The sequence below is a fragment of the Dactylosporangium maewongense genome (genome assembly GCF_039531485.1).
GTDB lineage: Bacteria > Actinomycetota > Actinomycetes > Mycobacteriales > Micromonosporaceae > Dactylosporangium > Dactylosporangium maewongense.
Map to the genome: position 1 here is coordinate 263,289 of NZ_BAAAQD010000008.1, position 14,880 is coordinate 278,168.

Genomic DNA, 14,880 nt, shown 5'->3' on the forward strand with positions numbered 1-14,880 from the left:
GCGCTAGGGGATCTCCGCCCAGACGATCTTGCCGTCGGCGACGGCGCGGGTCCCCCAGCGGTCGGAGCTGGCGCGGACGATCTGCAGGCCGCGGTGGTGCTCGTCGTCGAAGGTCGGCTCGATCAGGAACGGCAGCCGGTTGTCCTGGTCGAACACCTCGATCGCGACGTGGGCCGGCAGCAGGTGCAGGCGCAGCTCGACGTGGCGGGTGCGGGCGTGGGTCGCCGCGTTGGCGAAGAGCTCCGCGACGACCGCGACGGCGGTGTCGGTGCGCTCGCCGGGCACGTCCCACCCGCGCAGGGTCTCCTGGACGAAGCGGCGGGCCGCGCGACTCTCGGACGCCACCGCCGGGTAGGCCGCGACCGCGGTCAGCGGCACCTCGGTCGGCGGCTGCCGGACATAGAGGACCGCGATGTCGTCCTCGTGATGGGCCGGGTCGACCATCCCGGCGACGAGGTCGTCGATCGCGGCCAGGGTCGGTCGCGGGTGCAGGGCGATCCGTGCCTGGAGGTCGGCGAGCCGGTCCTCGATGTTGCGGTCGCGCCGTTCGATGAGGCCGTCGGTGTACAGCAGGAGCGCCTCTCCCGGGGGGACCGCGACGACCTGTTCGGTGTACGGGAAGTCGGCCGTCCCGAGCGGCGGCCCGACGGGCCCGGTCAGCAGCCGGGTCGGCTGGCCGGCCAGGACGCCGACGGCGGGCGGGTGGCCGGCGTTGGCGTAGCTGAGCGTGCCGTGCACCAGGTCGTAGACCGCGTAGACGCACGACGCCATCTGCGTGTCGTCGTCGGCCGCGAGCAGCGTGTTGAGCTGGCGCATGAGCTGGCCGGGGGCGAGGTCCAGCGACGCGTAGGAGCGGATCGCCGTGCGCAGCTGCCCCATCACCGCCGCGGCGCGGATGCCCTTGCCCATCACGTCGCCGACGACGAGGGCGACCCGGCCGGCGGACAGCGGCACCAGGTCGACCCAGTCGCCGCCGACCTCGACGCCCTTCGCCGCCGGCAGGTACCGCGACACGACCTCCATCCCGTCCACCCGCGGGATCCTGGGCAGGAGGCTGCGCTGCAGCTCGACGGCGGCGTCGCGCTGGCGCAGGTACATGCGGGCGTTGTCGAGCGCGACCGCGGCGTGCGCGGCGATGCCGACGGCGAGGCGCTCGTGCCGCTCGGTGAACCGGGCGACCTGCGGGTGGCCGAAGAAGAAGCCGCCGAGGACCTCGCCGGTGGAGGAGACGACGGGCACGGCCAGGTAGCTCACGACCTGCAGGTGCCCCGACGGGATGCCGGTGTACGGCGGGTTGTGCCCGTAGCGCGGGTCCTTCCTGATGTCGTCGCTGCGCAGGTACCCGACGCCCCGGAACGTCGGGTCGAACACGCTGGTGTTGCGCGGCAGCGGGAACTTCGCGAACGCTTCCTTGGACACCCCGGACAGCGAGTACAGCTGGTGCGACTCGCCGAGCTCGTCGGTGACGTTGTAGAAGAACGAGCCGAAGGCCGCGCCGGTGAGGCCGGTCGCGACGTCGGTGGCGCGCTGCACGACCCGGTCGACGTCGAGCTCCGACGACAGCTCGGTGCCGACGGAGTGCAGCGCCTCGACGAGGCTCGTCTCCTCCCGCAGCCGGCCTTCCCGCTCGCGCAGCTCCTGCTGGCTGCGGCGCAGCCGCGCGGCGGCGTCGGCGAGCTCGGCGACGGTCCGCTCCAGCCGGGCCGCCTGCCGCTCGGCGGCCCGCTCCACGGCGCCGAGCAGGTCGCCGTACGCCTCCTCGCGGGCGGCGGCGTCCCCCGGGTCGGCGTGGCGGTGCAGGCCGATCCGGAGGTTGAGGACGATCAGCTCGAACAGGTCGGCGGTCTGCTGGTCGAGCCGGACGGTGACGCCGGCGAGCAGGTGGTGGCCGGCGCAGCCGACGGCCAGCACGGTCCGCACCGGATCGTCGTCGACCTCGCGCAGCTGCACCCCCGCGGGCATCGCACCGGGCGCCCGCCAGTCGCCCGTCGCACCCCACCCTCCGGCCGGAAGGACGCCGGCGGGCGCGGTCGTGACGATCGTCTCCCCCGCGGCCAGGCGGAGCCAGGAGAAGGCGGACGGGCCGGCGGCACCGTCCCGAATGCGTTCGTGAAGCAGCTCCGCGACGTCATACAGGGCACCGGAAAGGTCGTCGCCCTTCGCCGCGACCGCACGCACCTCGGTCCCGCAGCGCACGATCTCGCTCAGGGAGAGGCTGTTGAGGTCGTACACCGGGCCTCCGGTCTTGGCACATTCACGGACGAACCATCCAAACCAACAACCTGCCCCGGGCGCAATGGTCCCAACCGCGGATCGGTCACGCAGCGCGCCCGGTTTGCCCCCAATGCCGGTTCCTGCGATGTGCAACTTGCAGAATGGCACGGGTTTGAGCGAAAAGCCCGATCGCGATGAGGAGTGTCGTTGATGACATCGTTGTAATTCTCCGTAAAAAACATCGATGTCATACGTCTCTATGAGTAGCTACAGACACCCACATGAGTAAAAAGCGTGTCGACATGCCGCCGCGGCACCAGGGACGATCGAAGAAGGCACGCGTGAAGGGTCCGGTTCCGGTCGAACCGGACCATTCCCCACACCCCCGCACAGCGCCGCGCGACTCCTCCAAACCAGGGCTCACGCTGTGTAGCCCCGAAGACTGTCCGTTAGAACTGACACGGACAGCAAAACTGGACAAATGCCATGCATCACCCCAGCGCTCGCACACCCGCTGTACGACAAGGTGCCGCTATTAATTGGGGGGTATCTATGAATAGAACGCTCAATCATGAGATGTTCGTCAATGTTTGTACTCCTACAATCGAAGCAGCCAAATATGGGGTCTCCCCTCCGGACGCGTGGAGATCTATGGTGGTCGGCGTCGGTTCTCCGACGAATTCCATCCCTCGGTGAAGGGTCGCCCAGCACGTCTCAAACGCGTCCACGGGAGTGACGGTGCAGAGCAGCCAGCACGGCGGTCCACGCGAGAGCACTCTTGACAAGTTGGCGCACAACGACGCCGCCGAGCGGTTCCGCAGCTGGACAGGGCCGATCCGGCCGACCGAGGCACCCGCCACCGAGCGGCGCGGCGACGCGCCCGAGCTGCCGGCGGTACACCTCGCGCGAGACCGGCTCATGGAGCAGCTCGACGCCGCGGTGTCACACCCCGTGACATTGCTGTGCGCACCGACCGGCTGGGGCAAGACCGTCCTGGTGGCGTCGTGGATCGCCGCCGGCCGGGCACCCGGGCGCGCCGCGTACGTGCGGTTCGAGGCCAACTGCGGGGCCGGGGCATGGCGGCAGCTGACGAACGCGCTCACCGCCGCCGGCATCGCCGTCGACCCGGCCACCTACGCGTGGAGCAACGCCCACCACTACGAGCGCGCCGTCGTCGTCCTCGACGACCTGCACCACGTCGCCAACCACACCGTGCTGCGGCGGCTCGAGCGGCTCATCACCCGCCTCGGCGACCGGATCAGCTTCCTCATCCTCGCCAGGACCGAGCCGCCCCTGTCGCTCTACCGGTGGCGGGTCCGCGGCCAGCTCAACGAGCTGCGCACCGATCACCTCGCCCTCACCCAGGACGAGGTCACCGGCCTCGCCGACGGCTACGGGGTGCGCCTCGCCCAGCACTTCCGCTACGCGCTCTGGCACGTGACCGAGGGCTGGCCGGCGGCGGTCGCGGTGATCCTGTCGGCGATGGTCGGCCGGCACGAGCCGGAGCGGCTGGTCACCGACATCATCCTGGGTGAGGCCGGGCTCAACGAGGAGGTCGGGCTCAGCGAGTACGTCCGGCGGGAGATCCTGCAGCACCTCGACCCGGAGATCCGCGAGGTCATGCTGCGGACCTCGATCCTGGAGACGGTCTGCCCCGGCCTGGTCGAGGCGCTCACGGGCGGCCGCGGCGGCGCCCGGCTGCTCGCCCAGATGAGCCGCGCGAACTCGCTCGCCAGCTTCTACGGCGGCTCGCACTCCTGGTACCGCTACCGCAGGCTGCTGCGGGCGATGCTGCGCGCCGAGCTGCGCACCACCCTGTCCTTCGCCGAGGAGCGGGCCCTGCACCGGGCGGCGGCCGGCTGGTACGCGGCGAACGGGCTGCCCAGCGACGCCCTGACGCACGCCATCGCGGGCGGCGACTGGGTCTCGACCGAGCGGTTGTTCCTCCAGTACTGGCCGGAGCTGGCCGGCTCGGGGCCGCGGGCGCTGACCACCCGGGACGGGCCCCAGCCGCCGCACGACATCGCCGAGCGGCCGATGCTCGCCTTCGCGCTCGCCCTGTCGTGCCGCGACACCGGCGACATGGTCGGCATGTCGGCGTTCATCCGGCTCGGCGAGCGCGGCCTCGGCGAGGCGCCAGGGACGCTGCAGGCCGAGCTCCTCGCGGCGATGCGGCTCGCGGAGGCCGCCGCCACCGAGGACCCCGACCGTGCCCACGAGACCGCGGTGCGCCTGCTGGAGCGCACCGAGGACGCCGCGGGCGAGCACGTCTTCGCGGACTCCGCGGACGCGGCGCGGGCCGTGGCACACCTGACCTTCGCCGGCGCGGCCGTGGCGGGCGGCCGGCTCGACGAGGCCGACGCCGAGCTGGAGCGCGGCGCCGACCTGGCCCGCAAGTCCGGCTTCAACCTGCTCACCGTGCAGGCGAACCGCCTGCGGGCGGTCGCGCACCTCAGCCGCGGCCGGCTGTCGGCGGCGGCGGCCTGCGCGCGGCGGGTCCTCGACGGCTGCCGCGACGCGGGGATCGCCGAGTCGCGCAACATCAGCTACGCCCGGCTGGTGCTCGCCACCGTGTGCCGGGAACGCGGCCAGCTCGACGAGGCCCGCTTCCACATCGAGGAGAGCGTCAACGCCAACGCGGTCCCCGACCCCAACGGCTGGGTCAGCGGGTCGATCGCCCTGGCGCTGCTGCTCTTCGACCGCGGCGACCACGCCGGCGTGCTGGAGGCGCTCGAGCCGCTGATGGACACCGGTGCGGGCGTGATGCCGCGCTACGCCGACGTGACGGTGCGGGCGCTGCACGCGGACCTGTGCCTGCTCGACGGCCGGATGGACCAGGCGCACACGGTCATCGCCGAGGCGCTGCGGCACTGGCCCGGCTCCGACGAGCCGCTGCTGGCGCTCGGCCGCCTGCACCTGGCCGAGGGGCGGCCGGCGGCCACCGCGCAGGTGGCCGAGCGGATCCTCGACGAAGGGCCCGGGTCGCTGGTCACCGCCGTCTCCGCGACGGTGCAACTGGCCCAGGCGCTGCGGCAGCTCGGCGACCTGGCCGGCGCGTCGGAGCAGATCGACCAGGCGCTGCGGATGGCCGGCCCGGAGGGGATCCGCCGGCCGTTCGACGGGCACGCCGGCTGGATCGCGGAGGTCCTCGCGTCGCCGCCGGTGCTCACCCCACCCCGGCAGCGCGACCCAGAGCCCGCCGACCCCGAGCCTCTCGCGGCGGCCCCCGTGTCCCCTGCCGCGTCCCCAGTCGCGTCCCCAGTCGCGTCCCCAGTCGCGTCCCCTGCTGCGTCCTCAGCCGCGCAGGACGGCCTCGCGGCCTGGTCCGCGCCCGCGGGGGAGCCGATGCCCGACCCGCTCACCGAGAAGGAGGCGCAGGTCCTGCTCTACCTGCGCAGCATGCTGTCGGTCGCGGAGATCGCCGCGGTGCTCAGCGTGTCGACCAACACCGTCAAGACGCACGTGCGGCACGTGTACAGGAAGCTCGGCGTCAGCCGGCGGCGCGACGCGGTGCGCCGGGCACGGGAGCTCAGCCTGATCTGACGCCTCACCCGCCAGTGTGGGACCGGCACCTCCGCCAACCACCCTCTGCGGGCGAGCCACCCACCCGGCCGTGAGGGCCACGATATGGGCGGTCGCCGGTGTTCCCGCCGCCGACCGACGTAGGCCTCAGGGGTGTGACGTGGTGACGACGGATGTTGCGGTCAACGGCGTGCGGGTCGGCGTGCGGTACGCAGTGGCGGACAGGATCGCCGGGGTCGGCGGTGACTGGTTCCTCGGCACCGCCCTGCCGGGCGGCGACGTGCTGCTGGCCGTCGGCGACGTGATGGGCCACGGCCCGGACGCGGCCGGCACCATGCGGCAGCTGCGGGCGTCGATGACGGCGCTGGCCCTGGCCGGCGACGAGCCCGGCGTGATCCTCGCCGCGCTCAACCGGATGCTGTGCCGGCGCCGCGCGACGGTCCTCGCCACCGCGGTCTGCGGCCGCTTCCGCCCCGCCGACCGGATGCTCGTCTGGGCCCGCGCGGGCCACCTGCCGATCCTGCGGGCCAACACGGACGGCGTCGGGCCGCTGCGCCAGCCGCCCGGGATGGCGCTCGGCGTCGAGCCCTGCGCCGTGTACCCGCAGGCGGCCGTGCGGATCGAGCCCGGCGAGCTGCTCTTCATGTACACCGACGGCGTCGTCGAGCGCCGCGACCAGGCCATCGACCAGGGTGTCCAGGGCCTCGCCGACGACGTCCGGGCCGCGATGCGCGCGGCCGCGCCCGCCGAGCACCTGGACCGCGCGCTGGACGGGGTGCTGGACATGGCCTGGCGCGGCAACCTCGACGACGACGCCTGCCTGCTGGCCGCCGAGCCCGTGGCCTGGTAGCCCCACCCGCGGCGGCTCCCCCATCCGCGGCGCCCCCACCCGGAGCTGTTCCCCGGTTCCTCCGGCGCCTCACCCATCGAGGGTGATCCCTGATCACCCGCCTCCCTCGAATCATCTTCCCCAGGCACGACGTGGACGTTCCGGGCGCGCGGGCGGCGCGTCCGGAACGACCATCCGGGCCTGTTCCGGGGGGAACAGAGAAACAACGGGGGAGATAGGCCGTGCCGGTCCTGGTTTCGACCGGGGCCGGCACGGCCCACACGTATTCCCGGACTGTTTCCCACTTGAAACCGATCCTGCACACGGCAGAGGCAGTAGGGAGAGTACGGCGGATGGACAGCGGCGGCGGTGTGGTGAAGGAATGGACCACGTTCGGCACGACGATGCTCGCGCTCGTCGGCACGTTGAACGTCTCGCAAGGGCTGCTGGTGGGGTTCGCCAGCGGTGGTATCGGGTTCAACAGGAATGACGTGGCGTTCACCAGCGCCACCACATGGGCCACCGCGACGGTGACCCTCGGCGTGCTCCTCGGCGTCACCGGGTTCGCGCTGCGCGCCCGCAAGACCAGCGCCCGGGCCGTCGCGGTCAGCATCGTGGCGCTGCACGCGATCTCGCAGCTGGCCATGCTCCGGGCGTACCCGGCATGGTCGCTGCTGATGATCACGCTCGACGTGATCATCCTGTTCGTCCTGACCGTGCCGAAGGGCAGGGCGGCCGCCGCCGGCGTTGAGCCGGAGGAGGCGCCGATCGCGTCGGTCACGAAGCTGGCGCTGCGGCGCAACAGCCGCAACGACCGGTACCGGGGCCGCCACAAGGCCGGCCGGCCGATCGTGCGCCACGAGGACGTGATCCTGGTGGACATCGTCGAGGAGCTCGAGCCCGCGGTCGGCAGGGTTCCGGTGGGCACCGACGTCGACGTCATCGACCTCGACTCGCCGCAGGTGTGGGTACGGGCGGTCGGGCACGCCACCGTCCCGATGATCGTCGCCGAGCCGGTGCACGAGATGGACGACTCGTTCATCGCCGTGCAGTGCGCCTCCCTCGACCCGCTCATGGACCCGCTGCCGGTGCTCATGGCCGCGCAGGCGGACACGGCGATCATCGAGGGTGTGATGGTCGAGGACGACGAGGAGATCTCGGAGGAGCTGGCCGCCATCGGCGCCCGCCCTTACGTCACCCAGTAACTCGAACACCCCACCGCCGACGGCGGCGGCGCCCCCAATGGAGTGGGCGCCGCCGCTGTTTTGTGTCCGTTCGGGTGTCCCCGTACGGTGTCCGCCGGTGGTCCCGCCCCGCAGACCGAACGGCGCGGAGCAGCGCCGTTCGGGGGAGGCCGGGACGACGCGACGCGAAGCGACGGCCCTCCGAGAACCGGACGGCGCACAGCGGCGGCCGCACCGGAGGCCGGACGGCGCCACAGGGGCGGGCCGTCCCGGGAACTGGACGCGCAAAGCAGCGGCCCCCGGGGGATTCCCCGGGGGCCGCTTGCCGTGGCCGGCGAGCTGTCCTGTCAGAGCAGGTTCAGCTCGCGGGCCCGTTCGATCACCTCTCGCCGCCTGCCGACCCCCAGCTTGCGGTAGATGTTCTTCATGTGCGTCTTCACCGTGTTGACGGACACGTAGAGCATCGAGGCGATCTCGCCCGCGGACAGGGTGCCCTGCAGGTAGCGCAGGACGGCCAGTTCGCGTTCGGTGAGGGGCTCCGCCAGCTCGCCCGCCGCGGCGGCCGGGCGGCCGAAGCCGTTGAGCTCGGTGGCGATGTCCTCGGCGACGCCGCGGTAACCGCTGCCCGCCGGCAGGTAGGTCACCAGCAGCTCCCGGACCGGCTGGCCGCCGGCCACGAACGGCCAGCGGATGCCCTCGTCCTCGGCGCAGCGCAGCGCCTGCTCGAGGGCCCGGCCGGCCTTGCTCCGGTCGCCGAGCGCGCGGAGCGCGCGGGCGCAGGTGAGGTTGGCGTCGACCGTCCACACCAGCGAGCCGGTGGTGTACTCCAGGAACGGCTGCACCGCACCGAGGGCCGCCGCGGGGCGGCGCTCGGCGAGGGCGGCCTTCGCTCGGACGACACCCAGCCACGGCTGCAGCAGATCCACCGGCTCCAGGTTGAGCAGCCGCTTCGCCGCCTCCACGTCGCCGGCGGCGAGCCGCAGCTCCGCCTCGGCGAGCGTGACGCAGTGCTGGAGCCGGGGCGTGTACCGCCAGTCCGCGAGCTGCCGCCGGATCGCGGCCAGCTCGGTGCAGGCGGCCCTGGCGTCGCCGGCGGCGGCCCGGATGTGTGCCCGGGACATCGTGGCGACCGCGACCAGGCCCGGGTCGGCCAGACCACCGCCGTCCAGTGCCCGGTCCAGGTAGTGCTCGGCCGCCCGCACCCTGGCCTGCAGGTAGCAGACCTCGGCGACGGTGAGCTGCGCCCAGACCACGTCGCTGCCCTGCGTCTGCCCCTCGCGGTCGGCGAGGGCCAGGGCCTCCTTGCCGTAGCGCATCGCCGCCGTCAGCCGCCCGCGGGTCGCGTTGAGCTGCGCGAGCTGCCGCAGCGCGGCCAGCTGCGACTGGATCCCGCCGCAGCGGCGGGCCAGGTTGAGCGCCTCGGTGAGCGCCAGCTCCGCCGCCCCCAGGTCGCCCTGCAGCAGGCGCGCGCCGCCGACGGCGACGAGCGCGAGCGCCCGCATCCGCGCGGTGTCCTGGTCGTCGAGGCCCATGTCGTCGCGCAGCAGCTGCGGCGCCGTGGCGAGGATCAGCTCGGGCTTGCCCGACTGGTGCGCCTCGGCCATCCGGAAGCTGTCGACGATGGGCTGCAACGCCGTGCGGGCCGACTCGACCAGCGTGTGCTGCGAGCGGTCGACCAGGTGCAGGAACGTCTCCGTGCCCTGCGGGTCGCTGGCGTCCAGGCGCTCCGCGGCGAAGGCCAGGGCCAGCCGCGGGTCGTTGCGGACCTCCTGCGGCGGCGGCGGGACCAGCTCCTTGATGGTCCGCAGCCGCGCCCCCGGCACCAGCTCCTGCCAGCTCGCGGCGAGCAGGTCGGAGGCCTGGCCCCAGTTGCGGGCCGCGAGCGCGTGCCGCAGCGCGTCGGCCGGCGAGTCGTGCGCGGCGAACCAGTCCGCGGCGCGGCGGTGCAGCTGCCGGACCTGCTCGGGCCGGCGGTGCCGCAGCTCGTCGTACAACATGAGACCGAAGAGCGGGTGGCACCGGTACATGCCGGCGTTGCCGCTGCCCTGCACGACGAACAGGTTGGAGTGTTCGAGCTGTGCCAGGATGCGGGCGCCGTCGACGCGGCCCGTCAGCGCCTCCACGAGCTCGGCGCTGACCTGGTCGAGCACCGAGGTGCAGAGGACCACCTCGCGGATGTCCTCCGGCAGGGTGTCGAAGACCTCGCCGACGAGGTACTCGCCGAGCGCCCGGTCCTGCAGCGCGAAACGGGGCACCAGGCTGTCAGGCTCCGGGTGCCCCTGCACGGCGAGCGCGGCGAGTCGCAGCCCCGCCGCCCAACCTCGCATCACCGCGTGCAGCTCCACGAGGGCCGACTCGGCGAGCCGGACGCCGTGCGCGTTGAGCATCTGCGCGGTCTCGTCGAGGGTGAAGCCGAGCGTCCCGTTCCGCAGCTCGGCGAGCGCGCCGCGGATGCGGAAGCGGTACAGGGTGAGCGCCGGGTCGGTCCGGCAGGCGATGACGAGACGCAGGCGGTCTCCCGCCTGGGAAAGCAGCGTCTCCAGCTCCCCCCACACCCGCGGGACGGACAGCTCCTGCAGGTCGTCGAGGATGACGACGACCGGCGGGCCGGGCCGCCGCAGCAGCACGACCAGCTCGTCGAGTGCCTCGCCACCGTCGGTCGCCGCCGCGGTGACCTGGTGCTCCGCGGTGGCCGCCGCGACCGCACCCAGCACGTGTTCCCAAAAGCGTGGACCGTGGTGCGCCTCGACGGTCAACCACGCCAGCGGCCAGGGAGATCGCCCTGCCGCCACCCATTCTGCCAACAGGGTGGTCTTGCCCCACCCCGCCGGAGCAGAGATCAATGTCAAATGCCCCGCCACCGCACGATCCAATGCGTCCAGAAGACGCGGTCGTGGCACGTGATAGCGGGGCGGCTCAGGCACTGCGAAGTGCAGTGCGGGACGGGTGATGGTGTCAACGAGCGTTTTCTGCCCCAACGTTTTTCGCCCCCTCCCACCCACCGCAGCACGGCGGATGACCACGGGATTGTGAGGCGATTAAAGGTGAGGTCGCCTCACCCGTAGGGGGTGAACAAATAACAGTGCGTGTTCACCCGAGTCGGCGAACGCAACGGAAACCGACGTGACAGCTGCCGTTGTCGACCGCCTCCGGCTGTCGCGCCGCGGGGCGGAACCGGTGGTCATAGCCGGTGGAGCACAGGTAGGAGCCGCCTTTGACGACCCGGCTCGCATAGACGGCCGCCCCTGCGGGGGTGTCCACCCGCGGGTTGTCGGCGATCTCACCCTGGGGCTGGAGAGGATCGTCACCCACGTCGAATCTGGCATTTCCGGACCGGTAGTAGTCCGACGTCCACTCCCACACGTTACCGACCACGTCGAAGAGGCCGTATGCGTTGGCGGCGAACGCCCCGACGGGGCTGGTGCCGTGGCCGCCGTCGCTGCGGTCCAGCCACGGGAAGATGCCGTGCCAGATGTTGGCCCGGCCCGGCTCGGGATCGTCACCCCACGGGTAGATCGCCTGGTCGAGCCCGCCGCGGGCGGCGAACTCCCACTCCGCCTCGGTCGGCAGGTCCTTGCCGGCCCACCTGGCGTACGCCGCGGCGTCCTCGTAGGCGACGTGGACCACCGGGTGCGCCGACTGGCCCCGGATGTCGGAGTCCGGCCCCCACGGATGTCGCCAGGACGCGCCGGGGCGGAACTCCCACCACACCCGCCAGTCGCGGAGCGGCACAGGTCCGGGCGGCTGTACGAACACCATCGAGCCGGGCTGACCTTCGTCCTCCGGCTGCCGCTCCGCCACCGTCTCGTAGCCGGTCTCCGTCGTGAACAGGGCAAACTCGGCGTTCGTCACGGGATGCGAGTCGATCCAGAAGCCGTCGACGGTGACCTTGCGCACCGGCGCCTCTTCCGGATAAAAGCCGTCCGCACCCATGGCGAACGCGCCACCAGGTATCCAGGCCATCTCCACGACCGCATTGTGCTTGCGCCGCCGGGTGAGAAGTCCTCACCCGGTGCGGGTGACGGGCGGTCCATCGATGGACGGGCGATCCAACTCACACGGGCCGGGTGATGTCCGGTCATCCGGTCGCCCCGAACGATCGGCTCAAAAGCACCGGTTCGCAATTTCCGCAAGGGAGGGAGGTCGCCACACGAGCTTCGCCGGATCCGGCCGCGGCGCCTCCTCTCTTGTCCGCCGCGGCCGGACGACGAACCTGCTCTCATTGGTCAGACCTGCCAGACCCTGCCTCCTGCCGGTGCCCCGCTCGTGCAGAGGAAGGAACACAGTGGCCATGACCAAGAGCAGAGCCGTGTGGTTCGGCTGGGTCACCTTCGCGGCCGTCATGCTCGTCGTGATCGGGCTCCTCAACGTGCTCGAAGGACTCGTCACGCTGCTGCAGAACCAGGTGGCGTTCATCGACAACAACAGTCTCGTCGTGGTGAACCTGACCGGCTGGGGCATCCTCATGCTGGTCTTCGGCGGGCTGATGCTGGCCGCCGGGATCGGGCTGCTGTCCCGCAACAGCGTCGCCCGGGTGGCGGCGATCGCCATCGTGGCGGTGCACATGGTGATCCAGGTCGGCTGGCTCGGCGCATACCCGGTGTGGTCGCTGTTGATGATCACACTCAGCGTGGTGGTCCTCTTCGCGCTCACCGTCCACTGGTCGGAGTCCATGCCTCCCGCCGTCACGCCGGCCCCGGCGAGCCACCGGGCGGCCGACCGGGACTACCAGGCGGTGGACTACCAGGGGCACGGCAGCGGCATCCCGATGAACGCGCCGACCTCACCGCACCACCCCGCCGCGCAGACGTCGGGGTCGGCGGCGTACGGGCCGAATGTGGGGCCCTACCCACCGAGCGGGCCGTATCAGGCGGGGCGGCCGGGCCCCGCGGCGCGGCCGAACGAGGGCGCGCACAGCGCGGCGGAGGCGAGCCAGCCGAGCCAGCCGGGCCGGCACGGCGACATGCCCGCGACCGGTGAGGCACCGCAGCCGCCGCGGTACGGCGACGTCGGCGGGCCGGGCGCGCACTCCCGGCACGACGAGACGGCCCGGTGGTCGTCCGACCCGCCCCGGCACGCCGCACCGACCTCGGACCACGGCGTGATCTGAGGGACCGCGCGGCACACAGAAAAGAACTGGGTGGCTGCCCCCGTGGCAGCCACCCAGTTCTGTGTCTGGAAACGCTTGAGGCGCCGACGCGGGCCTGGGAGCGCGTCGGCGCCTCTCGCGCCGTCCTTCAGTGTTCAGACGTCTTATCGGGCCTGCTGTGTGACTTGCGATGGGTGGGCGGCCTCCTCCGGATCAGCCGCCCACCCATCGGCTCCCGCCGCCCTCGCTGAAGAGCGCCCAGTGCGCAGGATGCGGGCCGTGTTCACCGCTCGTCCTGCCCCGTTGAGTACCCCCTGCTCAACGGTGTTCACCTGACGCCCCAGCTGGGTCGTCACGCCGGGGACCACCGACGACGTGACGCCCGCGGCTGGCGGGAACGGGCGGACCGTCATCGACGGTGCAGCAGTCACCATCAGGGCCGCCCGCAGTTCGTTCATGGCAGGAATCCTGCTGGCTGTCAGAGTGATGCGTCCTCACCCCGGTGGGGTGATCGGCCAGCGGGCACATCGTCACTCCGCACAGGTGGGGCCGGGCACGTCCAGCGCAGCGACGCTCGTCAAGGAATGCCCGACTCACGGAACGGAGCACGACCATGGCCACGTTGACCGTCTGGAAGTTCGACACCCCCGAGGGGGCGTCCCGCGCCGCCGAGAAGCTCCAGGGCCTCGCGAAGCAGGGCCTGGTGAACATCGAGGACGCCGCGACCGTCTCCTGGGAGGAGGGCGCCAGCAAGCCCAAGACCCGGCAGATGCACAACCTGACCGGCCGGGGCGCGCTCGGCGGCATGTTCTGGGGCATGCTCTTCGGCCTGATCTTCCTCATCCCACTGTTCGGCATGGCCGTCGGCGCGGCGGCCGGCGCCATCGCGGGCTCACTGAGGGACGTCGGCATCGACGACGACTTCATCAAGCGCACCCGCGACGAGATCCAGCCGGGCACGTCCGCGCTGTTCGTGCTGACCACCGACGTCGTGGTCGACAAGGTCCGCGACGCGTTCGCCGGCGACCGGCCGAAGCTCCTGCACACCAACCTGTCCAAGGAGCAGGAAGACCACCTGCACGAGGTCTTCGTCTGAACCCCCTTTTCCCCTCTCCCCGGAGACGGTGACGCCCGGTGGTCCACTGTGGACCACCGGGCGTCTCGGGGCAGAACGTCTTCAGGCATTCGGCAGGTCGGCCATCTCCTTCTCCGCGGACTCGACCTCCGCGGTCAACTTGGCGTGCTGCTCGGACAGGGCGTCGAGCAACTTCTTGGTGGTCTGCAGGCTCTCGGCACCGATGGATCGGGTCGACGCCAGGAGGTTCTCGGCCGCCTCGCGTTGCCGCTGGCGGCGGGTGTCCCACTGCACGCGGCGGGCCTGCTCGGCGCGTGCCTCCTCCGAGCGACGTTGCGCGAGCGCGGTCTGGAAGTCGCGGATCGCGTCCTCGGCGTGCTTGCGGGCGTCGGCGAGCAGCGCCTCCCCCGCGGTCCGGGCGCCGTCGAGCTCCTCGGCGGCCCGCTTGCGCAGGTCGTCGGCCTCCTGCTCGGCCAGCTCGATCATCTGCTGGATCCGGCCGCCGACGGCCTTCGAGGTCTCGTCGCCGCACGTGCACTGGCGGACCTGCGTGTTGAGCCGTTCGACCTTGCCCGCGAGCTGCTGCTCCCGGTAGCGCGCCGAGGCAAGCTCCGTCTCCACGGTGGTCAGCCGCATCTGCAGGGTGGCGATGTAGCGATCCACCTGGCCGCGGTGGTAACCCCTCAGGGCAAGCTCGAACCCGTTCTCGCCGCGGAGCTCGATCTCACCGACAAGCGCGCTCATCCTGGGCTCATCCCTCCCCGCCCGTCGACGCGACGGGCGATAGCGGGAACGCTGCCGACCAGTGTGGTGACCGCGCGTCATCCGATCCGGGTGAGCCTCCTGCACGCGGCGCGCCGGTGCAGCGATGTCGATGGAACCGTTGCTACGCAAGGCAAACAGCCACATCGGCCGAGGGAAGACCACCCAGGCAGGGTGAGGCCCCGCAGCTTGGAGCGGTGCTTTG

Annotated in this window: 9 protein-coding genes; 5 read left to right on the forward strand and 4 right to left on the reverse strand. The window is 72.0% G+C overall.

Translation table 11 applies throughout. The annotated features are described in order from the left end of the window. Window positions 1-3: 3 nt before the first annotated feature. Window positions 4-2,232 (reverse strand): SpoIIE family protein phosphatase, encoded by a 2,229-nt coding sequence (locus ABD332_RS21965; RefSeq protein ID WP_344503881.1) that lies wholly within the window; start codon window positions 2,230-2,232, stop codon window positions 4-6. A 768-nt stretch (window positions 2,233-3,000) separates the two neighbouring features. On the opposite strand from ABD332_RS21965, the gene ABD332_RS21970 reads away from it, so the two are divergent. The 3 genes from ABD332_RS21970 to ABD332_RS21980 all read left to right on the forward strand — a co-directional run bounded on the left by ABD332_RS21970 (window position 3,001) and on the right by ABD332_RS21980 (window position 7,770). Continuing rightward, a complete protein-coding gene (locus tag ABD332_RS21970) occupies window positions 3,001-5,757 on the forward strand; it encodes a winged helix-turn-helix domain-containing protein (protein WP_344503882.1) in 2,757 nt (918 codons plus the stop codon). A 142-nt stretch (window positions 5,758-5,899) separates the two neighbouring features. Next, window positions 5,900-6,586, forward strand: a complete 687-nt coding sequence (locus ABD332_RS21975; RefSeq protein ID WP_344503883.1) for a PP2C family protein-serine/threonine phosphatase — start codon at window positions 5,900-5,902, stop codon at window positions 6,584-6,586. Between the two features lie 332 nt (window positions 6,587-6,918). Further along, on the forward strand, window positions 6,919-7,770 hold the full coding sequence (locus ABD332_RS21980; RefSeq protein WP_344503884.1) for a DUF7144 family membrane protein: 852 nt from the start codon (window positions 6,919-6,921) through the stop codon (window positions 7,768-7,770). Window positions 7,771-8,096: 326 nt separating this feature from the next. Here ABD332_RS21980 and ABD332_RS21985 read toward each other — a convergent pair whose 3' ends face one another. Next, window positions 8,097-10,772 carry a winged helix-turn-helix domain-containing protein gene (locus ABD332_RS21985; protein WP_344503885.1) on the reverse strand — a complete coding sequence of 892 codons (2,676 nt, stop codon included), beginning with the start codon at window positions 10,770-10,772 and terminating at the stop codon, window positions 8,097-8,099. Window positions 10,773-10,839: 67 nt separating this feature from the next. Then, a complete protein-coding gene (locus tag ABD332_RS21990) occupies window positions 10,840-11,712 on the reverse strand; it encodes a formylglycine-generating enzyme family protein (RefSeq protein WP_344504028.1) in 873 nt (290 codons plus the stop codon). Window positions 11,713-12,040: 328 nt separating this feature from the next. Between ABD332_RS21990 and ABD332_RS21995 the strand changes: the two genes are divergently transcribed. Both ABD332_RS21995 and ABD332_RS22000 read left to right on the forward strand, forming a co-directional pair. Then, complete coding sequence (locus tag ABD332_RS21995; protein ID WP_344503886.1) at window positions 12,041-12,859, forward strand: DUF7144 family membrane protein; 819 nt, start codon at window positions 12,041-12,043, stop codon at window positions 12,857-12,859. Between the two features lie 592 nt (window positions 12,860-13,451). After that, entirely contained in the window at window positions 13,452-13,934 is a 483-nt protein-coding gene (locus ABD332_RS22000) for a DUF1269 domain-containing protein (RefSeq protein WP_344503887.1), read from the forward strand. An 81-nt stretch (window positions 13,935-14,015) separates the two neighbouring features. Here the strand turns inward: ABD332_RS22000 and ABD332_RS22005 are convergent, their stop codons facing one another. Further along, window positions 14,016-14,657: a hypothetical protein gene (locus tag ABD332_RS22005; protein ID WP_344503888.1), complete on the reverse strand. Its 642-nt coding sequence runs from the start codon at window positions 14,655-14,657 to the stop codon at window positions 14,016-14,018. Between the last annotated feature and the right edge of the window lie 223 nt (window positions 14,658-14,880).

What these genes read in the sequence shown, in the direction of transcription:
- ABD332_RS22000 (WP_344503887.1), top strand. Translation starts at nt 13,452, where the DNA reads ATGGCCACGTTGACCGTCTGGAAGTTCGACACCCCCGAGGGGGCGTCC.
- ABD332_RS22005 (WP_344503888.1), bottom strand. Translation starts at nt 14,657, where the DNA reads ATGAGCGCGCTTGTCGGTGAGATCGAGCTCCGCGGCGAGAACGGGTTC.
- ABD332_RS21995 (WP_344503886.1), top strand. Translation starts at nt 12,041, where the DNA reads ATGACCAAGAGCAGAGCCGTGTGGTTCGGCTGGGTCACCTTCGCGGCC.
- ABD332_RS21990 (WP_344504028.1), bottom strand. Translation starts at nt 11,712, where the DNA reads ATGGCCTGGATACCTGGTGGCGCGTTCGCCATGGGTGCGGACGGCTTT.
- ABD332_RS21980 (WP_344503884.1), top strand. Translation starts at nt 6,919, where the DNA reads ATGGACAGCGGCGGCGGTGTGGTGAAGGAATGGACCACGTTCGGCACG.